Genomic DNA, 20,446 nt, shown 5'->3' on the forward strand with positions numbered 1-20,446 from the left:
TCGCAACCCGCCACCTTCGCCAAACCCTTCAATAAGTGGACGGCGCCGGTGGTGACGTGTTTGGGCACGTGACTCGCGTGACTGGAGGCCGCACTCGGTGTGCGGCGTCCGATCACGCGAGATCCGTCCGTGATCACGCCACTTTCGGCCTTCTCCTCAAGAAAATTCGAAGCCGCCGGGGCGGCCGTTCCGGTCGGCCAGCAGGCCGGCCAGGGTGGCGATGGCGATCTCGGGCGGCGTGCGTGAGCCGATGTTCAGCCCGACCGGGCGATGGACACGGGCGATCTCCCGGTCCGCGACGTCCAGCGCCCGGAGCGCGGCGACCTGCTGCCCGGCATGGCGCGGATTGCCGAGCACCCCGACCCACCGGGTGGGCCGGTCCAGCACGGCTTTGAGCACGTCGCCGAGTTCGGGCCGGTTGTGGTCGGTGACGACGACGTCGGCGTCCATGCCGAGTTCCGGCACCGTCGTGACGGCCTCCAAGCCGTTCTCGACATCCGTCGCGCGGGCGCCGTCCGGGTCGAACAACACCGCCCGATAGCCGAGATCCGCGCCATAGCGCAGGAGGAACGACGCCACCGGCGTCGCGAACACAGCCACCAGCAGCCGCTCGCTCATCGGTTCGTCCTCCTACAGATCGGGCTCGGCGATCTCGAAGTATTCCGGAAGCCGGGCTGTCCCGGCGAGACCGAAGTACCGGACCTTCCGCCGCCGCCGCAGATGCAGGGTGTCCCGGACGGCGTCGTTGTGCACGCGCCGCGCGATGACGACGCGGTGTTCGGCGTCGGTCAGCTCCTCGGCCAGCGGCGGCGGCAGGGTCGCGCGGTCGACTCGCGCCAGCCGCAGCGTCAGCTCGCTTTCCTCGGCTTCGCGATCCTGCCTGCGCGCCCGCTCGGCACGCTCGGCCAACGCGCGCAGCTCCTCGTCGCTCAGGATCGCGGCGGCCGCCCTGGCGACGACGGCACGCCGCGCGAGGGCCGCGTCGAGTGCCGCCCAGCCCGCGTCCGTGCGGACGTGCAGCCGATCCAGCCGGTTCGCCGTCGCGAGCAGGAAAAGCCCGCCCAGTACCACGAACGCGGCCACCAGACCGCCGATCCACACCCAGGTCGTCATCGGCTGAACTCGCGTTCGCCCGCGCCGACCCGGCGGGGATCGGCGGCGATCGCCGTCTCGTACACGCGCAGAACCTGTGTGGTGACCACGGACCAATCGAACATCGCGACCCGCTCCCCCGCGGCCGCCGCCAGCGACACCCGGCGAGCCGGGTCTCCGAGCAGCTCACGCAATCCGTCGGCCAGTGCCGCCGCGTCGCCGGTCTCGGTCAGCATCCCGGCCTTGCCGTCGTCGAGCACCCGGCGGAACGAATCCAGGCCGCTGGCCAGCACCGGGGTCCCCGCCGCCATCGCCTCGGTGAGGATCATCCCGAAACTCTCGCCGCCCGTGTTCGGGGCGCAGTAGACGTCGACGCTGCGCAGCGCCCGCGCTTTCGTCTCGTCGTCGACTTGGCCCAGCAGGTCGATATGCGGCGCGAGCTCCGGCCCTGCCTCACGCCGGAGCTGATCGGCGTCGCCGCGGCCGACGACCAGCAACCGCAGCTCCTCGAACTCCGGCAGCAGCATCCGCAACGCCTCCAGCAGCACACCCATCCCCTTGCGGGACTCGGTGTACCGCCCGACGAACCCGACCGTGCCGCCCGCTCGCGGATAGCCGTCCAGCGGAAGCGCCCGGGAGAAGAAGTCGACGTCGACGCCGTTGGGCACCTCGACCGCGTCCCCGCCGGCGTGCTCGACCTGGACGCGGCGCGCCAGCGCCGACACCGCGATCCGCGCGGTGATCTTCTCCAGCAGCGGGCGCAGCACCGGCTGGAACGCCGCCAGCGTGCGCGAACGGGTCGTCGCGGTGTGGAAGGTCGCCACGATCGGGCCGTCCGCGACCTTCAGCGCCAGCAGCGAAAGACTCGGTGCGGCAGGCTCGTGCAGGTGCAGGACGTCGAAGTCGCCGTCGCGGATCCACCGCCGCACCCTGGAGTAGGACACCGGGCCGAACTGCAACCGCGCGACCGAGCCGTTGTACGGGATGCCGAGCGCCTTCCCGGCGGGGACGACGAAATCCGGGACGTCGGAGTCCTCGTCGGCCGGAGCGAGGACCGAGACCTGGTGCCCGCGCGCCAGCAGCGCCTTCGCGAGATCGATGACGTGCCCCTGCACGCCACCCGGCACGTCGAACGAGTACGGGCAGACGATCCCGATCTTCATGACCCGCGCCTGAGCCATCGGCTCAACTCGCTTCGCCGAGCTCGGCCTGTTCCCCGGCTTCGAAGTCGGAGAGCCAGAACTTCTGCATCATGTGCCAGTCGGCCGGATGGGCGGCGATGTCCCCGGCGAAGATGTCCGCCAGCGCCTGGGTGGCCGCCGGGACCTCGGACCGGTTCGTGACCCGGATCCTCGGATGCAACCGGATCTGCCAGCCGTCCTCGGTGAACCAGCAGCCCGCCGGGATCAGCGCGGCGCCGGTGGTGGCGGCCAGCCTGGCAGGCCCGCCGGGCATCCGGGTCTGCTCGCCGAAGAACTTGACGGGTACGCCGGAATTCGTCAGGTCCCGGTCGCCGACCAGGCAGATCGCCTTGTTCTCACGCAGCCGCTTGAGCAGCACGCGCATCGCGGAGCTGTCACCGGTCAGCGGCACTATCTCGAAACCGAGCGACTCCCGGTAGGACACGAACCGCTGGTACAGCGATTCGGGCTTCAGCCGCTCCGCGACCGTGGTGAAGCCGCCGAGGTAATCCGCGAGCCAGACACCCGCCGCGTCCCAGTTCCCGCTGTGCGGCAGCGCCATCACCGCACCGTTGCCCTCGGCGAGGGCGGCGTCGAGGTTCTCCACGCCGGTGATCGACTGGGCGACCTTGCGGCTGACCTCCTTGTGGTCCATCGAGGGCAGCCGGAACATCTCGTGCCAGTAGCGCGCGTACGAACGCATCGCGCGGCGGGTCAGTTCGTCGAGTTCGACGCCGTCGGCCTGCGGCACCACCCTGGCGAGATTGCGCCGCAGCTGGCGGACGCCGCCGCCGTCCCGCCGGACCGCGAGGTCTGCGCCCAATCCGAAGGTCACCGCGCCCGCGGACTCCGGCAGCAAGCGCGCGAGCCGCCAGCCCGCCGCGTAGCCGAAGTCACTGAGCCGCTGGGAGAACCCGCTCATGCCCCACCCTCCGCGGCGGGTGGCCCGGCCGCCTTGGCGGCCCTCGCCGCCTTGGCCACCGCGGCCGTCCGCTGCAGCAGGGTGATCACCGAAAGCACCGCGAGCAGCCAGAGCGTGATGTCCACGGTGTACGGAACGCCCAGACCGTGCAGTCCGGTTCCCACGAGGGCGATGATCAGGCGTTCCGCGCGTTCGACGAGCCCGCCGTCGGCCTCCAGCCCGGAAGCTTCGGCACGGGCCTTGACGTACGAGATGACCTGCGCGAGCACCAGGCAGATCAACGCCGCGGCGGCGGCCGGGCGGTTGTCGTCGTGGACGAAGCACCACCAGGCGATCGCGGCGAACAACGCGCCGTCGACCAGCCTGTCGCAGGTCGCGTCGAGGACGGCACCGAACGCCGTGCCGTACCCGCGGGCGCGGGCCATCGCACCGTCGAGCAGGTCCAGCATCGCGAAGCCCCAGACGGTGAAGGTGCCCCACAGCAGCATGTCGTTGGGAAAGAACGCGAGCGCGCACAGCACCGCCCCGGCCGTGCCGATGACGGTCATCGCGTTCGGGGTCAGCCCGGCACGCACGAGCACCTTCCCCATGGGGTCGGTGACGCGGGAAACGGAGGCGCGCGCGAAAATGTTGAGCATCGGTTCTTCAGGTGCACCTAAGCAGCAGGGTCGGGTGGCCGCCCGAAGCCTATCCACCCGCACCGACGCCCGTCGTCGTGCCCGCCCTGGAGCGGCTCCCGGTCAGTCCGCTTTGGCCAGTTCGGCAGGCTCCTCGAGATCCGCGAGCGTCCCTTCCCGCAGCGCCAGTTCCGCCTCGGCGGCCGCACATTTCGGCGACAACCGCTCCAGCACGGCGGCGCTGATCTCGCCGAGCGCCTTCACCTGTTCGGGGGTCAGCGGGTCGAAGAGGCTCTCGCGGACGGCCTCGACGTGCCCGGGCGCGGCCTCCTCCAGCGCGGCGAAACCGGCGGGGGTGAGCACCGCCCAGGAGCCGCGTTTGTCAGTGGGACAGGACTCACGGCGCACCCAGCCGTTCGCCTCGAGCCGCGCGACCGCGTGCGAAAGCCTGCTGCGCGACGCCTTGCGCGCGTCGGCGAGTTCACTCATCCGCAGCCGCCTTTCCGGCGCCTCGGACAGGGCCACGAGCACTTCGTAGTAGGTGTGGGGCATGCCCGCCTCGTGCTGGAGCTGGCCTTCCAGATGCGCTTGCAGCATCCGCGTGGCCGCGGAGAAGTCGCGCCAGACTTTTTGCTCCTCGTCGGAGAGCCATCGGGGTTCGGACATGCCACCCATTCTACCCCTGGTTGAACGCTCAACCAAATTGCGCTACAGTCACGGTTGAGCGCTCAACCAGCTGAGGGTTCACCACAGCCGCACCCAGACTTTTGGAGATCGACTTTCATGACCACCACCGAGATCCCCGGCTACGTCACCGGCAAGTGGACGATCGACACCGCCCACTCCGACATCGCCTACACCGTGAAGCACCTCGGCCTGGCGAAGTCCCGTGGCAACTTCACCGCCTTCACCGGCGAGGTCGTCACCGCCGACAACATCCTCGACTCCTCGGTCACCGTCGAGATCGACGCCTCTTCGGTCGCCAGCGGTGTCGACGGGCGTGACACGCACCTCAAGTCCGAGGACTTCTTCCACATCGACGAGCACCCGGTCATCACCTTCCGCTCGACCGGCATCCGCGAGGACGGCGGCGACTATGTCATCGACGGCGAGCTCACCTGGCGCGGCAAGACCGTCCCGGTCGCGCTCGAGGCCGAGTTCAACGGCATCGGCACCAACCCTGCCAACGACAACGCCACCACCCTCGGCGTCTCGGCCAGCGCCACCGTGAACCGCCGCGACTTCGGCATCGGCCCGGAGGGCAACGCCTTCCTGTCCGAGAAGGTCAAGATCGACATCGAGCTTCAGGCCGCACTCAACGCCTGAGTCCCGCTTCGGCTTCAGCGCAGAGATGTCAAAAAGGGTCGTTCAGGACGTTTTTCGTCCTGAACGACCCTTTCATGACACTCGCGACCCGCCCAGAGCCCAGACCTGGAGCCATTGAGAGGTACGGCAGGGGTGGCGCGATGGACCCGGCGGCAGCGGGCTCGCCGAAGAGACTTGGCGCGGCCTGGACTGTCCATAACGGACACTTCCCGACTTGCAGTGCCCGATTTGGGGCCTCGGTACTTTTCCACACCGGGGGTCGTGAGTGGCAATGAGGGTTAGAACCCTCATTGCCACTCACGACCTTCACGCGGAACCGCTCAGATGTGCATCAAACGGACATTCAGTCGCCATGAACTGCCCAATGTGCAGACCACGTCAGCACACACTTCGCCGTAAAGGCCCCCTGCCTGCGGTCACCTACCGCAAAAGCCGGGGAGCTACCAGGCGTCCGCCAGCAGCTGCCGCGTCTCCCCCAGCAACTGCGGCAGCACCTTCGTATGCCCGATCACCGGCATGAAGTTCGCGTCGCCGCCCCATCTCGGCACCACGTGCTGGTGCAGGTGCGCGGCGATTCCCGCGCCGGCGATCACGCCCTGGTTCATCCCGATGTTGAACCCGTGCGCCGAGGACACCTCGCGGATCACCCGCATCGCACGCTGGGTGAACTCCGCCACCTCGACGGTCTCTTCCGCCGTCAGGTCCGTGTAGTCCGCGACGTGGCGGTACGGCACGGCCATCAGGTGGCCGGGGTTGTACGGGTACAGGTTCAGCACCGCGTACACCGTCTTCCCTCGCGCGAGGATCAGCGCGTCCTCGTCACTCTTCTCGGGGAGACGGCAGAACGGGCAGCCCTCGTCGGGTTTCTTCGCCCCCTGCACGTAGGCGAGCCGATGCGGGGTCCACAGGCGCTGCAACGCGTCCTGGACTCCCACACCGTCCTGTCCGACGACTTCAGGGCCATCGGGACCCGTCACCGGAGGACCGCCTCCAAGCCCGCCACGGTCGGCGAGGAGTTCTCACGGCGCTGGACCCAGCCGGCGATCGCCTCGACGGCGTCGGCCACCGGGACACCGTTGATCTGGCCACCGTCGCGGAACCGGAACGACACCGCGCCCGCCTCGACGTCCTTCGCGCCCGCCAGGAGCATGAAGGGCACCTTCTGCGTGGTGTGGGTGCGGATCTTCTTCTGCATCCGGTCGTCGCTCGCGTCGACGTTGACCCGGATTCCCTTGGCCCGCAATGCCTTCTCGACGCCGCGCAGATGCTCGACCTGGTCCTCGGTGATCGGGATGCCGACCACCTGGACGGGCGAAAGCCACGCCGGGAACGCGCCCGCGTAGTGCTCGGTCAGCACGCCGAAGAACCGCTCGATCGAACCGAACAGCGCTCGGTGGATCATCACCGGACGCTGACGGCTGCCGTCGCCCGCGGTGTACTCCAGTTCGAACTTCTCGGGCAGCATGAAGTCCAGCTGGATGGTCGACATCTGCCAGGTGCGGCCCAGGGCGTCCTTCGCCTGCACGGAGATCTTCGGCCCGTAGAACGCGGCGCCACCCGGATCCGGCACGAGCTCCAGGCCGGAGTCCACGGCGGCGGTGCGCAGCACCTCGGTCGCCTCGGCCCAGACCTCTTCGGACCCGATGTACTTCTCTTCGTTCCGAGTGGACAGTTCGAGGTAGAAATCGTCGAGACCGTAGTCGCGCAACAGGTTCAGCACGAAGTCCAAAAGGGACTTCAGCTCACCGGGGACCTGCTCCAGGGTGCAGAAGATGTGCGCGTCGTCCTGCGTCATACCGCGCACGCGGGTCAGGCCGTGGATCACGCCGGACTTCTCGTAGCGGTACACGGAGCCGAACTCGAACATCCGCAGCGGCAGTTCCCGGTAGGAACGTCCGCGCGACCGGAAGATCAGGTCGTGGAACGGGCAGTTCATCGGCTTGAGGTAGTAGTCCTGGCCCGGCTTCCGGACCGAACCGTCCTCGTTGTGCTCGGCGTCGAGGTGCATCGCCGGGTACATGCCGTCGCGGTACCAGTCGAGGTGGCCGGAGGTCTCGAAGAGCGCGCCCTTGGTGATGTGCGGCGAGTAGACGAAGTCGTACCCGGCTTCGACGTGCCGCTGGCGCGAGTAGTTCTCCATCTCCTGCCGGATGATCCCGCCCTTGGGGTGGAACACCGGCAGCCCCGAACCGATCTCGTCGGGGAAGGAGAACAGGTCCAGCTCGACACCGAGCTTGCGGTGGTCGCGCCGCTCGGCCTCGGCGAGGCGCTCCAGGTAGACGTCCTGCGCCTCGGTGGATTCCCAAGCGGTGCCGTAGATCCGCTGCAGCTGCGGGTTCTTGTCGTCACCGCGCCAGTACGCGGCGGCGACGCGGGTGAGCTTGAACGCCGGGATGAACTTGGTGGTCGGCACGTGCGGGCCGCGGCAGAGGTCGCTCCACACGCGCTCCTTGGTGCGCGGGTCGAGGTTGTCGTAGATGGTCAGCTCGCCGCCGCCGACCTCCATCACCTCGCTGGTGTCCACATCGGACTTGAGGTCGACGAGCTCCAGCTTGAACGGCTCGTCTGCCAGTTCCTTCTTGGCCTCGTCGACCGAATCGAAGACGCGGCGGGAGAACTGCTGCGCGCCCTTCACGATCTGCTTCATGCGCTTTTCGAGCGCCTGCAGGTCTTCCGGGGTGAACGGGGTGTCGACGGCGAAGTCGTAGTAGAAGCCGTCCTTGACCGGCGGCCCGATGCCGAGTTTGGCCTGCGGGAACTGCTGCTGCACGGCCTGGGCGAGCACATGGGCGGCCGAGTGGCGGATGACGCTGCGGCCGTCCTCGGTGTGGGCGGCGACTGCCTCGACCTCGACCTCGGACTCCGGCGCCCAGGACAGATCGCGGAGATTCCCCTCGGCGTCGCGCACGACGACGATCGTGTCCGGCCCCTTGGTCGGCAGCCCGGCTTCGCGGACCGCGGTGCCCGCCGTAGTGCCCGCCGGTACCACCACGCGCGGGGCGGTTGCGGCTGCTACTGACGACGGCTGGGACACGATGGACTCCTCGCGATGCAAGCGGATGTTTCGTGTGATGTTAGTCGTCACCCGCCGCACGGCTCACGCGCATTACCCCTAACACACGCGTTGGCCTCCTTCCCATCGGAAGAAGGCCAACGCGTATCGCGGAACGAGGTCAGACGGTCTCGACGACCTCGTCGAAGTCCAGCCGCGGCAGGCGGTCGAACCAGGGGTTGTCGCCCGGCTTGCCGACGTTGATCACGACGAGGGACTTCCACGGCTTGCCCGCGAAGAACTCCTTGTCGATGCCCTCGGCGTCGAAGCCGGTCATCGGGCCTGCGGCCAGCCCGGCGGCGCGGACGCCGATGATGAAGTAGCCGACCTGCAGCAGCGCGTTGAGCTTGGCGGTCTCGACACGGCCCGCCTCGTCGGCGAACAGGTCCTTGGCGCCAGGGAAGTGCGGGAAGGTGCGCGGCAGGTTCTCGTGGAACTCGGTGTCGGCGGCCAGCACGACGGTCACGGGCGCGGCCTCGGTCTTGGCGCGATTGCCTTCGGCCATCAGCGGGGCCAGGCGCTGCTTGCCCTCTTCGGTGCGGATCACCAGCGCGCGCAGCGGCTGGTTGTTCATCGACGTCGGCGCCCACTTGACCAGCTCGTAGATCGCACGGATCTGCTCGTCGGTCACCGGCTCGTCGCTGAAGTTGTTCGCGGTGCGGGCCTCGCGGAACAACAGGTCCTGAACGTCCTGCGGGAGATTCAAGGCTTCGGTCGGCTCAACGCTGGTGGTCATGGGTGGATCTTCCTTCCGTACGCGTCGTGTACCCGTCCCAACCTAGTTGAGCGCTGAACTATTTCTCGTTCAACTATCACCGCGTGTGGTTCCGGTCACAGGAACGCGTCAGTAGGCTCCTCGCCCCTGCACCACGGCACGGAAGGTCTTCCAGAGGATCACCAGGTCGAGGGCGAGAGACCAGTCCTCGACGTAACGCAGGTCGAGACGGATGCTGTCGGCCCAGCTGAGGTCGCTGCGGCCACTGACCTGCCAGAGCCCGGTCAGCCCCGGTTTGACGAGGAGGCGACGTCGCGCGTCGGGGGCGTACTTCGCGGTCTCCTCCGGGAGCGGCGGCCGCGGGCCGACGAGCGACATCCGTCCGCCCACGACGTTGAACAACTGCGGCAGTTCGTCGAGCGAGTACCGGCGAAGCAGACCACCGACCCGTGTGATCCGCGGATCCTTGCGCATCTTGAACAGTGGGCCCGCGCCTTCGTTGTCCGCCTGGAGATCCTGCTTGAGCTTGTCGGCGTTCGTGACCATCGTGCGGAACTTCAGCATCGTGAAGGTGTGGCCGTCACGGCCGACGCGCCGCTGCCGGTAGATCACCGGCCCGCGGTCGTCGAGTTTGATCGCGACCGCGATCACCAGCAGCAGCGGGGAAACGAGAGTGAGGAGCAGGGCGGAGCCGAACCGGTCGAGCGCTTCCTTGACCAGGCGGCGGCCGCCGGTGAACATCGGCGCGGTGACCCGCAGCAGCGGCATGCCGAGCACACCGGAGACGTTCAGCCGGGGGCCGGCGACCTCCATCAGCACCGGCGCGACCACCATCTCGGCGGACGTTCCTTCGAGGTCCCAGGCGAGCCGCTGCAGGCGTTTCGGGTTCCAGTGCTGATCGGCGGTCACGGCGACCACCCGGTAGCCGCCACGGCGGACATGGCTTGCCAGGTCGTCGAGCTTCCCGACGACCGGGACGCCTTCCACCTCGCCGCTCCCCCGCTCCGCGCCGGCACCGGAGTACGTGCAGACGGCTTCGACCCGCCAGCCGACATGGGGGTCGGCCTTGGTACGGGTGATCAGATCGGCGACCGTGTCCGGACTTCCCGCCGCGAGCACCGGCAGCAGGCATTCACCGAGTCGTCTTCGCCGGTGCAGCACCTGTCTCAGCGCGTACCGCTGCAGGAACATGAAGACCGAGATCATCGGGACGACGATGAAGACCCAGGGCTGCACGGCGAGTGCGCCGAAGAGCAGGCCGCCCAGGGCGACGAGGACAGCGGTGGTCACCAGTCCCCGGCCCAGCGTCCGATACTCCTCCGCGCCTTCGCCCAGCACGCGCGGACTCCAGGCACGGCAGACCGACAGCCCGAAAAGGAAGGCCGCGGCGGTACCGAGCGCGTGCATGTCGTGCGGATCCGATCGATCGATCAAGAAGGCGCTCATCACGATGAGCACGAACGCGGTGAAAACGTCACTACCGATGACCCAGGCGCGGTAGCGCGATTCCCAAGCCGCGTACGGCGGCCGCGCCGACGTGGTGTCGACCGCGGCGACATCGCCCGCACCCCGTCGAGGGGCGGGCGGGATCGACTGAAGGTCGATGTGCTGCGGCGTCCCGTTGACAGTGGACGACGGCCGCACCGACTCTTCCATCAGACCTCCCGGAGAGGGAATTCCCGAACGCCGGATCAGCACGCTGAGTAAATGAGAGCGATTTCGAAGAGTGATCGATTCTCGAGATCCTTCAGCGGCCGATGGGGCGACACACGCCAAGGTATCGGCCACTCTCCGGCCATCGTTACAAGGATTTCCAGCCACACCCTGCGCGAGCATCCGGCAAATGAATGCCCTGTTGATAACAAGATGGTGACGATGCGTAATAGACCGTATCCGCCGAACAACTACTTAAAGTAGTCACGAATTCCCGGCCCGCACGGCCACTTGGAGCACCGCGTCCCCGATCGGCCGAGCAGCCCGGAAAACTCCACAGTGGACGGTCTCGGGTAGTCGATCTCCGGCCGGTCCATTGTGGATTTCACGGGTCCGGGGGACCACGGCCGAGCGGTCAGGTTCACCGCACACGGACCCACCTTGTCAATCGGTCACCGGAGTGGCGTTTCGTCACATCACGTCAGCATCACGGCGGCCCCGCCGCCGGAGCCGTACGGGTGAGCCCGCCCGCCATGCCCCACATCACTTTCCTCATGGTCTGAACCTTTCGGCGGCCGCTTCGTGCCGAGGATCACAAAGATGTCTCGATGGCCGGACGATGCGACACCTTCGCGACGCGACACGAGGCTCTAGACGAATGTCCACACCGGCCGGACAGGCGGGCCTCGTCGATCTTCGAACCGGCGGCCCACCGCGACCCCCGCCGCACCCGACGGATTCAGCCTTGCCGCCCGCGATCTCCGCGACGGCAGAAGTACCGTCCCCACATAACCCGCGTCCGACCTGGGGATCGAATGCCGCCGGACGGCTCACCGCTGACGGGCCCCGGAAATGAATCAAGGCCCCGGACCGATGGTCCAGGGCCTTCATCCGGTGGGCGATACTGGGATCGAACCAGTGACCTCTTCGGTGTGAACGAAGCGCTCTCCCGCTGAGCTAATCGCCCGCTCGCGGTGTCCGGCAGACTCTACCCCAAGACTTTAGGGGGCCTGCAAATGGGTGGTTCCCGCCGACCACACTCCGCTCACCAGCAAATACGGAGCGAACAACCACGAGCTAGCCGGGGTTGTCACGGCCGGGGGGCGCCCGCGACGCGTTTCGACATTCATGCGACGGTGCTATCGCGTGACGACTAAACCGCGCAGTATGTACATGTGGACTGCCTGCAGGGCGCATGGATGGCTGCGCGTCGCGCGGGTGATGATGGGGTGACGGAGCATGGACCCGGGGTCCGATGACCCCGTCCGGGTGATCTGCGGCAAAACCGCGTTCCGATCAGCCGGCCGATACGTCACATCATCGCCACTCGGTTCGACCGGGCCGGGAAGGAGACGAAGGGTAGGACGATGCGCAACGATCACGTGACGCTCCGCTCGACGGCGGTGTTCGACCTCCTGGCGCCGCGGACGCCCGCGGTCCCTGTCAAGGTGGAACTGCGATACGACACTCGCGACCCCTACGCGGTCGTGGCCGCCTTCCGCACCGGCCGCGCCGGCTGGGTCGAGTGGGTTTACGCGCGCGACCTCCTCGCGGACGGCCTCCTGGCCGACGCGGGCGACGGCGACGTACGCATCCGCCCCTCCGTCGAAGACCCCGAGTCCGTCCTCATCGAACTGAACTCGCCCTCCGGGCACGCCATGTTCGAGGCGTCCGCTCAGGAGCTGGCCGATTTCCTCGACCGGACCTACGACGTCGTGCTCCCGGGCAACGAGCACCTGTGGGTCGACGTCGACGACGCCCTGACCCACCTGATCCCCAACGATCTGGCCTGATGACGGGCTTGCGAACAGCAAGTGGCACCCCGGTTGCAGGGGCGATTTCGGGGTTCGATAGTGTTCACACACACCACGGCGACGGGGTGAGAGACAGAACCATGAGGATCTGAGCTCCCATCCAGACCGAGGATGTGCGGATGTAGCGCAGCTGGTAGCGCATCACCTTGCCAAGGTGAGGGTCGCGGGTTCGAATCCCGTCATCCGCTCGGAAGGCCTTCTCGGGCCTGACACGGTGGAGTGGCCGAGAGGCGAGGCAACGGCCTGCAAAGCCGTGTACACGGGTTCGAATCCCGTCTCCACCTCGCGCGATTAGCTCAGCGGGAGAGCGCTTCCCTGACACGGAAGAGGTCACTGGTTCAATCCCAGTATCGCGCACCATCTGTTTTCGCAGGTCAGAAGCCCTGCTCCTCCTCGGAGGGGCGGGGCTTCAGTCGTAAAAAGGCGATGAAAAGGCGATGGCCTTCGGAGCCGTCTCGAGCCGTATGTCACCGAACGTGGCATGCAGGTGCGGGAACCACTCCCCCAGCTTCGTCCGCTCACCCGCGGTGAGCGCGACCAGCGACCCGATCCACCGGGTCTCGAGCGCTTGCAGAATCTGCTGACGCATCAGCGGAGTCACGTGGTCGTAGACCCTCGCGATGCCCTTCATCTTCTGCCCGAGCCGCGCTCGCCGGGCAACTTCGGGGATGCCGTCCTCCGCCAGCCAGGTGCTATGGCTGTGCCGCCCCTCGTGGAACGTGAACGTCGGCAGAATCGGCTGCACCACTTCGGCCGACCGCGTGTGTTCAGCGTCACTGCCGTCCCAAACCGGGCGCCAGTACCGGTTGCGGAAGTTGGACCGCCGCAGCGGCGCGCCTTCGGCGCTGCAGAGCACGAACGGGAAGCTGTGGCTGTCCATCAACTCCTCATAGAAGACCGCGATGCTCGGCGGCAGCTCCACGCTCCGCGTACCCGCCGGGGTCTTGGTCCGGCCCTTCTTCGTTCGGCCACCCTGCCGTCTCGGCGTCACCGGGCGACTCGGCCGCGGCCCGAGATCGGCCAACCGTGAGGTGTCGATCCTGCGGCCGCCCTTGAACAGACGTCCACCGATCTCCTTCAAGGGTTCGCGGATCTGGATCGCGCGTGCTTCATTGTCGTACTCATGGCGCTGCTGACCGACCAGCTCACCCCAACGGGAACCGGTGTAGAAGTCGAGCAACCCGAGCACGAACCCGGCGAGTCCGAGCCCGCTCTCGTAGAGCCGCATCGACGCGCGCAGTGCCTGCACTGGTGTCGCGACGAGGTTCTCGACCTCGAACTCGCCCGAGGTGACCCGGATACCCGCACACGGGTTCGCAGGAATCTTCCTGGCCTTGACCGCAGCACCGAGGATCGTGGAGAACAACGAGAAGATCGACGCCACTGACGAGTCGGCGTAGTCCTCGTGCAACTCCGAGAGCCACTTCTCGATCTCGACGTAGCTGTTGAAGATCCCGGCCAGCGGCCACGACGACCACTGCGGCAGCAAGTGGTTGTCCAGAAAGGACCGGTACTTCGCCAGCGTCGTCGGCTCCAGCCGCGGACCGACCGCGTCCATGAACTCCTCGGCGAACACACTGAACAACATCTCCGCTTCGCGCGGGTCCAACCACAGGTTGCGTCGGATCAACGCCTCCTGCTCAACGCCCCACGCCTCGGCGGCCTTCTCTGAGTTGAACCCGGCACGACTCCCCCACGTCCCATCAGGACGTTTGAACCGAGCACGCCAGCCCGGCGGATCACCGTCGGTTGGTTGTGCGTAGGCCACGACGGATACCTCACTTTCTTTGGAGAGCGCCCCGGCCAGTTCCGGGACGTGATGGGCCGACGCTCACGCCGCACGCATGCCACCGCGATACGGACGCACCGAACTCTTCGTCAACTGCACGATCTCCGCGACGTCCTCCCGGCTGAATCGGTAGTGCTTGCCGAACCGGCGATGCGGGAACGCCCCGGACGCGGCCCGGTCCTTCAACGACCTCGGCGACAAGCCGAGCAACGCGCCGACCTCGTCGGCCGTAAGCAAGGCGTCGGGATCGCGAGGCGCGTGCGCTGCCAACGCACGGATCGCGTTGGCGAGCTCCCGGATCGACGCCGCCAACACAGCACCGTCATCGACAGGCTCCGGGGCGGAAGCGCTCATCCGCAAAGACTCGTCCGTCACAACAATTCACCTCCTCCAGCGATGCGGGCAGCACGGTTCAGCCCTGCCACGTCTGCGGCACCGGATGGTTCTGGCACCCGCAGACGTGAACAAGCTGATCGAGCTCAACGTGCTACTCGACCGCTATGACGCGAACGAGTCGGACCGGGCCTACGCGCGGGACCTTCAAGCCGAGAGCAACCGCCGAACCAAGCGCGGCGCCTTCAGCACCAGGTTCCGCCAGTACCTGCGGTTGCTGGTCGACATGGAACCGAGCTGCACCAGGTACTCCTCATACCAAGCACTCGTCGTCCCCGGCCTTCTGCAGACGGAGGACTACATGCGCACCAACGCGCGTGCCTGGCGGCCTTCGCTGACTCCCGAGGAGATCGACAAGTACGCCGCCAATCGGCTGGCGCGGCAACGAGTGCTGGACAACACCGACCAGCAGTTCTGGTTCATCCTCGACGAGGCCGCGCTCCATCGGACCGAAGGTGGTCCGGTCATGAAGGCGCAGATCACGAAGCTCATCGAGACCATCGATCGCCCGAACATCGAACTGCAGATCGTGCCGTTCGCCGCCGGCTACTACATGGGCCAAGGGGACGACTACACCATCTTCGGTTACGACACGAACCCCGCGGTTGACATCATCTATCTCGAGCAACACGACGGCGGCGAGTACGTCGACAACAGCAAGCGGACGGCGCGGTACCTGACGCTCTGGGACCACCAGAAGGCAGCTGCCAGTGGGCCAGAGCAGACGCGCCGCACCTTGCTCGACATCGCCTCGTCGCTGTAGCCGGTTGCGGCCTCGTCGAGAGCAGAAAGGCACGAGCAGATAGATGGACATCCAGGACGCTCATAAAGACCACCTCGATACCGATTTCAAGGAGTGGAAGATGTCCCCCTGAGCAATCCTCCGGACAACCAGTGCGTCGAGGTCTCGATCACCAAGGACGCCGTGGGCCTCAGGGACAGTCGGAACCCGGACGGCTTCGTGCTGGTTTTCGATCACGGCGAGTGGGAAGCGTTCGTCGGCGGCGTGGCCAACGGAAGCTTCCGCCTGCCGAGCCCGAGCTGACAGCCGGCCGCGGATCCGCGGAGAACGGGCCTCGTTCGGCCCGTTCTCCGAAGACCTCGGGCCTACGGTTTCGGCGCCATCCGTTCCGTGAGGTTCGCGGCGACGTCGTCGAACGCGACCTGGCTCTGTTCACCGGACTCCATGTCTCGCACGGTCACCGTCCCCCGTTCCTGCTCGTCCGAGCCGTAGAGCAGGACCCAGCGGGAACGCTGCTCGTTGGCCCACTTCATCTGCTTGGCCAGCTTGCCGGAGGAGCCGAGGTAGACGGCCGTGCGCAGGCCGCGGGCGCGGAGCTGGCCGGCCAAGCTCACGATCTCGCGTTCAGCTCCGAGGACGGTCAGGGCGACGTCGAGGCCCTGTTCCATAGGCGCTTCGGCCTCCTGGATCGCGAGGATGCGTTCCAGGCCGATCGAACCGCCGCAGGCCGGCATGTCCGGCCCGCCGAGCTTGGCGACCAGCTGGTCGTAGCGGCCTCCTGACGCGATCGAGCCGGGGTACCCCACTGCGGAGACTTCCCAGATGGGGCCGGTGTAGTAGTCCAGGCCGCGCACCATGCGCGGGGTGAACCGGACACGGCCAGCCGGGAGGTCCTCGGTCAAGGCGAGCAAGCGGTCGACCTCGGCCAGTCCGGCGCGGCCGCGCTCGGTGGTGCCAAGCTGCTGGCGCACCCGCTCGCTGTCCGGGGCGATCACGTCAGCGACCAAACTCTCGGCGACGGTCGTGGTCAGACCGCGCTCGACCAACTCGGCGACCACAACCTCCGGAGCGGCCTTGTCCAGCTTGTCCAGCGAGCCGAGCACGCGCGTGCCCAGCTCGTCCGGGATGCCGTAGGCCTCCAGCAGGCCGGCCAGGGCCAGCCGAGAGTTGAGCTGGAAGACGAACTCCTTGACACCGAGCGCCTCGAGTCCGCTGTTGATCGCCCACACGATCTCGGCGTCGGCCAACGGAGACGCCGAACCGAAGATGTCGATGTCGCATTGGACGAACTCGCGGAATCGCCCGCGGGCGGCGCGATCTGCCCTCCATACATTGTCGATGACGTACCGCTTGAACGGTAGCGACAACCGGCTCCCATGAGTGACCACCGCGCGGACGGCCGGGACGGTGTGGTCATAGCGCAAGGCGAGGTCGGCTTCTCCGGTGGCCTCGTGGACACCGCGCTTGAGGATCTTGAAGATGAGGCTGCTCGCCTCCTCCCCGAGTTTCCCGGCGAAGACCTCGAGCCGCTCGAACACAGGTGTGGTCAAGGGCTGGAAACCATGATGCTCGAAGATCGTGCTCACCCGGTCGAACGCGAGCTTCCGGCGACGAACCTCGTCGCCCACGAAGTCGCGGGTACCTGATGGTGGCTCGACCTTCGCCATGAACCAGCCCTTCACACGTAGTGGGTTGATTGGTCATTCTGGCCGAACACCCGACCTGGTGACGGAACCGGCCCCAGTCAGGATGCTTCGTGCCAGTCCCCGAAGAACTCCTGCAGCAGACCGAGCACCTGCCGCTCGCTGTCCTCGTCGCTGAGACCGGTCCGCATCAGCGGCGTGCCTTCGATCGGGTTCAGCGGTTCCCAGCCCCCGACGTCGTTCATGAGCTTCGAGACTCCCTTGAGCAGGGACAACGATAGTTGCGGGTTGAGCGCGTCCAGGGCGTGCGCCAGGACGTAGATCGCCGACCGGTGCGGCGTCGTGGAGTCCACCCGCTCTCGGTAGTTGCTCGCGCTGTAGCGCGGATAGCAGGCGTCCAGCAGGTACTTCGGGATCTCCCACAGCGGGAACAAGCAGTCCACCGTGCCCATCCGCCGGACCGGATAAGGGAGAGGCTTACGGCCGTTGAACAGACAGAACAGGAGCTCGGCCGTCAGGTCCTCCCGGTTGTAGCCGACCGCCAGCGAGCGGGCTCCTCTATCCGTGCACAGGCGCCGTCCGACCAAGTTCACGAAGAACGTTCCGAAGAAGTGCACGGTGTCCGGGCCGAAATCCCTCCTGAACGATTCCCACAGCTCCGCCGGGGACTTCGTCATGCCGAGGAGATCTGCCATGTCCTGCGCGTACAGGACGACGTGCTCGAACCCCGCGCTCTCGCACAGCTCTCGAGCGCGGTCGACCGCGGACTCAGGCCACAAAGGCTCCATCGCCAGCGTGAAGCAGACGACGTTCCCGGCGGGCTGCCCGGTCGCGGAAGCGAACTGTTTGAGTCCGTTGACCAAGGTATTGCTGTCCCCGCCGCCGGAGATCCCGGCCAGGATCGGTCCGGTGACTTCGTATTGGGCAAGGAAGTGCCCAATCCTGCTCGCCACCATCTCCCGCAACGTGGTCTCGTCGACAAGATGCGCCCGCGCCATCGGCTCGTGGCTGCCCACGTCGAGGTCGGGCAGGGCGACGACCGGACTCTCGTCGTGGGCGACGAGTTCGACATGAGGGGCTCGAAGTGTCGTGATGTCGGTGTTCCGGATGCACCGCAGCACTACCCGGTGAGCCGCCGGCATGTCGTTCAGCACCGTTGTCATCGGCGTCGGCCGCAATCCATCTTGATCGTCGACGACATAGGCTTGAAACAACGACGGCGGCAACTGGTTCGCCAACAGCATGTCCGCCAGCGACCAGGCCTCAGGTGGCTTGAGGGACCGCGGGCCGGCAGTGAACTCCAAGCTGACACGTTGCTGATCACTAGTCATCAGAAGAACGTCCTTCCAGCTCGCGGTCCCATCGCCTTACAGGTGCGCTGTCAGCGCGACCGGCGTCATGAACTCCTCGAGGCGCGACGGCGTCATCCGATCCAGTCCGTTCCGGACGGAAATCGTCTCGGCGACCAGGGCCGCCAGCTCGGTCACCTCAAGCCGCTCATCCGGCGCGGCGATCTCCTTCGACTGGGTACCAAGGGATACAGACACAGCAGACCTCCAATGGGCTCGGGAAAAGCTCGGCTCCATCGAAGGTAATGAGGCGATCACCACCTGTGAACACCGCACAGTTGAAGCGAAATCAGTACTTCGCGAGACTCACGGCAGAGCATGCCAGCCGGGCCAGGGGCGCTCTCCGTGCTTGCCCTGGAGACATTCGAGACGCCATACCGCCTGTTCCTGTGCCGTGCGGTTTCGCGCTGCGACTTGCACTGCCATGCACGTCATCCGGAACTCACGGATGTCTCTGAACAGATCGAAGCCGTCCCACTGACTCACGTCGTGTCCGTAGGTGGCGCAGAAGCCGTCGTATTCTTCCCGGCTTATCCAAGCGAAGGATCGGTACTTGATCGCCGTGTGCACGAGGTCCCATTCGGGCGGACCGATCGCGGCCCGCTCGAGGTCGAGGAAGACGACGCGATCATCAGCGGTCGACACGACGTTGCCCACCCAGGCGTCGCCGTGTACGACACACCATGGCAAGCCGTCTGGACGACGGACCCAGCGGTCCTTGAGATCTCCGAGCAAGTCCCGCATCCAGTCCCGGTCGACGAGTTGAGCGTCGTTGCCAGATCGATCCGCTCGGCGAGCCTCACGAAGGGCTGAATCTCTGAGAGCTTGAAGGTTCGGGGCGGGTCGGCATCATGGAGCCACCGGAGCGCCTTGGCGACTTCTACGGGTGTCCCGTGCTTGTGCGGCGGCAGTTCTCGCCAGAACGTCACCGCGTGGCCATCCACGACAACGGGCTGGTCTACCGGGCCGGCGAGCTCGACTGCGGGGATGTGCGCCTGCTCCAGCCATCGAGCCACTTCAACCTCCTTGCGAGCTGAAGCGACCTGGCCCGTACGGGCGATTCGGGCGATCAGGCCCTGCGCGATGCTGATGATCGCGTTCTCGCCAAGGCGGATGACCGAGGCGTTCGACGAATCGAGCCCTGCGGCCGCACAGGCGCGCTCCAGGAGGTTCAGGACGTCCTGTTCGTCAGTCACCTCGGTCACGCGACCCCGAGCCGATCACCGATTCCATTTTGCCGCTCAGCCACTTCGGTCACTCGGCGGTGGTCATTCGCGAATGTACGCAGCTCCCGCAGATCGTCGGCAGCTCGTCTCGAAGTAATCGTGCCCGCCTCCCGCAAGGCCCACGCCCCGATCTGGGCCGCTTCGACCGAATCCCCCGCGCGCATCGTCAGCGACGCCAACTTGATCCCGGAGATGGTGCGTGACCGCGCGTACGGCTGAGAATGGCCAGCGACCGCTAGGGCGAGGCGATCGCGTGCTTCACCGACGAAGCGCCCGTCGACAGCGAGATCGAACAGAGCGTGGCCGGTGTCGCCGGCATGCTGCGCTTCGTCGTAGTACCGCACCCAGACAGGGTCGTTGTCAGGTGAGACTGTGGCGAACTGCTCATCCGCGAGGCCCACAGTCGTTACCGCATCGGAGACCCGGTGGAGCTTGGCAAGCGCTCGCGCGCGTGCGGTCAACAGCATGGCCCGTTCGGACGCAGTGAGCCTGTCGGCGCGGACCATCGCCAGCTCGACCAGCGTCAACCCGGCGTCGGGGTTCCCACACCAAATCTCCTGCCTGGCCATACTGGACAACACCTTCGCGCGAAGGTGCCAGTCGTTGGCCTCCTCGGCACAGCCCAGAGCGAACTCGAACATCCGGCGCGCATCGTCGTGTGCGTAGGCATCGAACGCCATGAAGGCCGCGGTGTGTCCCAGGAATCCGACGGCCGAGTGCAGGTCGCCGTGGAGCCGATCGCTGCATCGCGCGTTCAGAAGTCCGGCGGAGTACCGCAGCTGAGCCGCGACGGCTTCACGGACTAGGCGTGTCCTGTAAGTCATTGGAGCCAGAGCACGATCGCGGCGATGGTGAGTTCGGCTTGGTAGTAGGCGGCGCGTTTGGCGTAGCGGGTGGCCAGGTCGCGGAACTGTTTGAGCCGGTTGAAGCAC

At 66.8% G+C, this 20,446-nt stretch carries 20 protein-coding genes, 4 tRNA genes and 2 pseudogenes; 7 read left to right on the top strand and 19 right to left on the bottom strand.

Annotation, left to right across the window (positions count from 1 at the left end; all coding sequences use genetic code 11):
* Positions 1 to 156: 156 nt before the first annotated feature.
* The 6 genes from DL990_RS37310 to DL990_RS37335 form a co-directional block, all read right to left on the bottom strand.
* The gene (locus tag DL990_RS37310; RefSeq protein ID WP_125801502.1) at positions 157 to 618 is read right to left on the bottom strand and encodes an XdhC family protein; all 462 of its coding nucleotides are present in this window, start codon (positions 616 to 618) and stop codon (positions 157 to 159) included.
* A 12-nt stretch (positions 619 to 630) separates the two neighbouring features.
* Entirely contained in the window at positions 631 to 1,113 is a 483-nt protein-coding gene (locus tag DL990_RS37315; protein ID WP_125801503.1) for an NUDIX hydrolase, read from the bottom strand.
* Entirely contained in the window at positions 1,110 to 2,255 is a 1,146-nt protein-coding gene (locus tag DL990_RS37320; RefSeq protein ID WP_125788061.1) for a glycosyltransferase family 4 protein, read from the bottom strand. The genes DL990_RS37315 and DL990_RS37320 overlap by 4 nt, the downstream gene beginning before the upstream one ends.
* A 22-nt stretch (positions 2,256 to 2,277) precedes the next feature.
* Positions 2,278 to 3,195, bottom strand: a complete 918-nt coding sequence (locus DL990_RS37325; protein ID WP_125788060.1) for a phosphatidylinositol mannoside acyltransferase — start codon at positions 3,193 to 3,195, stop codon at positions 2,278 to 2,280.
* Positions 3,192 to 3,833 (bottom strand): phosphatidylinositol phosphate synthase, encoded by a 642-nt coding sequence (gene pgsA / locus DL990_RS37330; RefSeq protein ID WP_125788059.1) that lies wholly within the window; start codon positions 3,831 to 3,833, stop codon positions 3,192 to 3,194. Before pgsA ends, DL990_RS37325 begins: the two co-directional genes overlap by 4 nt.
* Positions 3,834 to 3,935: 102 nt before the next feature.
* A complete protein-coding gene (locus tag DL990_RS37335; RefSeq protein ID WP_125788058.1) occupies positions 3,936 to 4,478 on the bottom strand; it encodes a MarR family winged helix-turn-helix transcriptional regulator in 543 nt (180 codons plus the stop codon).
* A 117-nt stretch (positions 4,479 to 4,595) separates the two neighbouring features.
* On the opposite strand from DL990_RS37335, the gene DL990_RS37340 reads away from it, so the two are divergent.
* The gene (locus tag DL990_RS37340; protein ID WP_125801504.1) at positions 4,596 to 5,138 is read left to right on the top strand and encodes a YceI family protein; all 543 of its coding nucleotides are present in this window, start codon (positions 4,596 to 4,598) and stop codon (positions 5,136 to 5,138) included.
* Positions 5,139 to 5,578: 440 nt separating this feature from the next.
* Here the strand turns inward: DL990_RS37340 and DL990_RS37345 are convergent, their stop codons facing one another.
* From DL990_RS37345 to DL990_RS37365, 5 genes are all read right to left on the bottom strand, one after another.
* Positions 5,579 to 6,115, bottom strand: a complete 537-nt coding sequence (locus DL990_RS37345; protein ID WP_125788056.1) for an HIT domain-containing protein — start codon at positions 6,113 to 6,115, stop codon at positions 5,579 to 5,581.
* The gene (gene thrS / locus DL990_RS37350; protein WP_125801505.1) at positions 6,112 to 8,172 is read right to left on the bottom strand and encodes a threonine--tRNA ligase; all 2,061 of its coding nucleotides are present in this window, start codon (positions 8,170 to 8,172) and stop codon (positions 6,112 to 6,114) included. The genes DL990_RS37345 and thrS overlap by 4 nt, the downstream gene beginning before the upstream one ends.
* Before the next feature lie 139 nt (positions 8,173 to 8,311).
* Positions 8,312 to 8,926, bottom strand: coding sequence for a malonic semialdehyde reductase (locus DL990_RS37355; RefSeq protein ID WP_125788054.1), 615 nt, complete (start codon positions 8,924 to 8,926; stop codon positions 8,312 to 8,314).
* 108 nt (positions 8,927 to 9,034) lie between these two features.
* Positions 9,035 to 10,561 carry a sugar transferase gene (locus DL990_RS37360; RefSeq protein ID WP_199746759.1) on the bottom strand — a complete coding sequence of 509 codons (1,527 nt, stop codon included), beginning with the start codon at positions 10,559 to 10,561 and terminating at the stop codon, positions 9,035 to 9,037.
* 892 nt (positions 10,562 to 11,453) lie between these two features.
* Positions 11,454 to 11,525 (bottom strand) — tRNA-Val (locus DL990_RS37365).
* A gap of 400 nt (positions 11,526 to 11,925) precedes the next feature.
* Between DL990_RS37365 and DL990_RS37370 the strand changes: the two genes are divergently transcribed.
* From DL990_RS37370 to DL990_RS37385, 4 genes are all read left to right on the top strand, one after another.
* Complete coding sequence (locus DL990_RS37370; RefSeq protein ID WP_005159130.1) at positions 11,926 to 12,351, top strand: SsgA family sporulation/cell division regulator; 426 nt, start codon at positions 11,926 to 11,928, stop codon at positions 12,349 to 12,351.
* A gap of 136 nt (positions 12,352 to 12,487) precedes the next feature.
* A tRNA-Gly gene (locus DL990_RS37375) sits at positions 12,488 to 12,560 on the top strand.
* Positions 12,561 to 12,585: 25 nt separating this feature from the next.
* Positions 12,586 to 12,656: transfer RNA gene (locus tag DL990_RS37380), tRNA-Cys, on the top strand.
* Position 12,657: 1 nt separating this feature from the next.
* A tRNA-Val gene (locus DL990_RS37385) sits at positions 12,658 to 12,732 on the top strand.
* 49 nt (positions 12,733 to 12,781) lie between these two features.
* Here DL990_RS37385 and DL990_RS37390 read toward each other — a convergent pair.
* Both DL990_RS37390 and DL990_RS37395 read right to left on the bottom strand, forming a co-directional pair.
* Positions 12,782 to 14,002 carry a tyrosine-type recombinase/integrase gene (locus tag DL990_RS37390; RefSeq protein WP_370451398.1) on the bottom strand — a complete coding sequence of 407 codons (1,221 nt, stop codon included), beginning with the start codon at positions 14,000 to 14,002 and terminating at the stop codon, positions 12,782 to 12,784.
* A gap of 201 nt (positions 14,003 to 14,203) precedes the next feature.
* Complete coding sequence (locus tag DL990_RS37395) at positions 14,204 to 14,515, bottom strand: helix-turn-helix domain-containing protein (RefSeq protein ID WP_233620684.1); 312 nt, start codon at positions 14,513 to 14,515, stop codon at positions 14,204 to 14,206.
* A 106-nt stretch (positions 14,516 to 14,621) separates the two neighbouring features.
* Here DL990_RS37395 and DL990_RS37400 point away from each other — a divergent pair, with 106 nt between their 5' ends.
* Positions 14,622 to 15,317 (top strand): DUF5753 domain-containing protein, encoded by a 696-nt coding sequence (locus tag DL990_RS37400; protein WP_199746760.1) that lies wholly within the window; start codon positions 14,622 to 14,624, stop codon positions 15,315 to 15,317.
* A gap of 93 nt (positions 15,318 to 15,410) precedes the next feature.
* A complete protein-coding gene (locus DL990_RS37405) occupies positions 15,411 to 15,599 on the top strand; it encodes a DUF397 domain-containing protein (RefSeq protein ID WP_199746761.1) in 189 nt (62 codons plus the stop codon).
* A 62-nt stretch (positions 15,600 to 15,661) separates the two neighbouring features.
* Here DL990_RS37405 and hisS read toward each other — a convergent pair whose 3' ends face one another.
* From hisS to DL990_RS37435, 6 genes and pseudogenes are all read right to left on the bottom strand, one after another.
* Positions 15,662 to 16,963 carry a histidine--tRNA ligase gene (hisS, locus tag DL990_RS37410; RefSeq protein ID WP_125788052.1) on the bottom strand — a complete coding sequence of 434 codons (1,302 nt, stop codon included), beginning with the start codon at positions 16,961 to 16,963 and terminating at the stop codon, positions 15,662 to 15,664.
* Between the two features lie 77 nt (positions 16,964 to 17,040).
* Complete coding sequence (locus tag DL990_RS37415; RefSeq protein ID WP_199746762.1) at positions 17,041 to 18,243, bottom strand: hypothetical protein; 1,203 nt, start codon at positions 18,241 to 18,243, stop codon at positions 17,041 to 17,043.
* 63 nt (positions 18,244 to 18,306) lie between these two features.
* Entirely contained in the window at positions 18,307 to 18,486 is a 180-nt protein-coding gene (locus DL990_RS37420) for a hypothetical protein (protein ID WP_125788051.1), read from the bottom strand.
* A 108-nt stretch (positions 18,487 to 18,594) separates the two neighbouring features.
* A pseudogene (locus tag DL990_RS42035) lies at positions 18,595 to 19,044 on the bottom strand (phosphotransferase family protein); the annotation flags it as partial.
* 445 nt (positions 19,045 to 19,489) lie between these two features.
* Positions 19,490 to 20,194, bottom strand: a complete 705-nt coding sequence (locus DL990_RS37430; RefSeq protein ID WP_199746763.1) for a hypothetical protein — start codon at positions 20,192 to 20,194, stop codon at positions 19,490 to 19,492.
* A 140-nt stretch (positions 20,195 to 20,334) separates the two neighbouring features.
* A pseudogene (locus DL990_RS37435) lies at positions 20,335 to 20,446 on the bottom strand (IS5/IS1182 family transposase); the annotation flags it as partial.

Origin of the sequence: Amycolatopsis sp. WAC 01416 (genome assembly GCF_003947485.1) — a bacterium.
Taxonomy (GTDB): Bacteria; Actinomycetota; Actinomycetes; order Mycobacteriales; family Pseudonocardiaceae; genus Amycolatopsis.

Bases quoted from the DNA above. Each gene is read 5' to 3' on its own strand.
- DL990_RS37310 (WP_125801502.1), bottom strand. From the start codon at position 618: ATGAGCGAGCGGCTGCTGGTGGCTGTGTTCGCGACGCCGGTGGCGTCG.
- DL990_RS37315 (WP_125801503.1), bottom strand. From the start codon at position 1,113: ATGACGACCTGGGTGTGGATCGGCGGTCTGGTGGCCGCGTTCGTGGTA.
- DL990_RS37320 (WP_125788061.1), bottom strand. From the start codon at position 2,255: ATGAAGATCGGGATCGTCTGCCCGTACTCGTTCGACGTGCCGGGTGGC.
- DL990_RS37325 (WP_125788060.1), bottom strand. From the start codon at position 3,195: ATGAGCGGGTTCTCCCAGCGGCTCAGTGACTTCGGCTACGCGGCGGGC.
- pgsA (WP_125788059.1), bottom strand. From the start codon at position 3,833: ATGCTCAACATTTTCGCGCGCGCCTCCGTTTCCCGCGTCACCGACCCC.
- DL990_RS37335 (WP_125788058.1), bottom strand. From the start codon at position 4,478: ATGTCCGAACCCCGATGGCTCTCCGACGAGGAGCAAAAAGTCTGGCGC.
- DL990_RS37340 (WP_125801504.1), top strand. From the start codon at position 4,596: ATGACCACCACCGAGATCCCCGGCTACGTCACCGGCAAGTGGACGATC.
- DL990_RS37355 (WP_125788054.1), bottom strand. From the start codon at position 8,926: ATGACCACCAGCGTTGAGCCGACCGAAGCCTTGAATCTCCCGCAGGAC.
- DL990_RS37360 (WP_199746759.1), bottom strand. From the start codon at position 10,561: ATGGAAGAGTCGGTGCGGCCGTCGTCCACTGTCAACGGGACGCCGCAG.
- DL990_RS37370 (WP_005159130.1), top strand. From the start codon at position 11,926: ATGCGCAACGATCACGTGACGCTCCGCTCGACGGCGGTGTTCGACCTC.
- DL990_RS37395 (WP_233620684.1), bottom strand. From the start codon at position 14,515: ATGAGCGCTTCCGCCCCGGAGCCTGTCGATGACGGTGCTGTGTTGGCG.
- hisS (WP_125788052.1), bottom strand. From the start codon at position 16,963: ATGGCGAAGGTCGAGCCACCATCAGGTACCCGCGACTTCGTGGGCGAC.
- DL990_RS37430 (WP_199746763.1), bottom strand. From the start codon at position 20,194: ATGGCGTTCGATGCCTACGCACACGACGATGCGCGCCGGATGTTCGAG.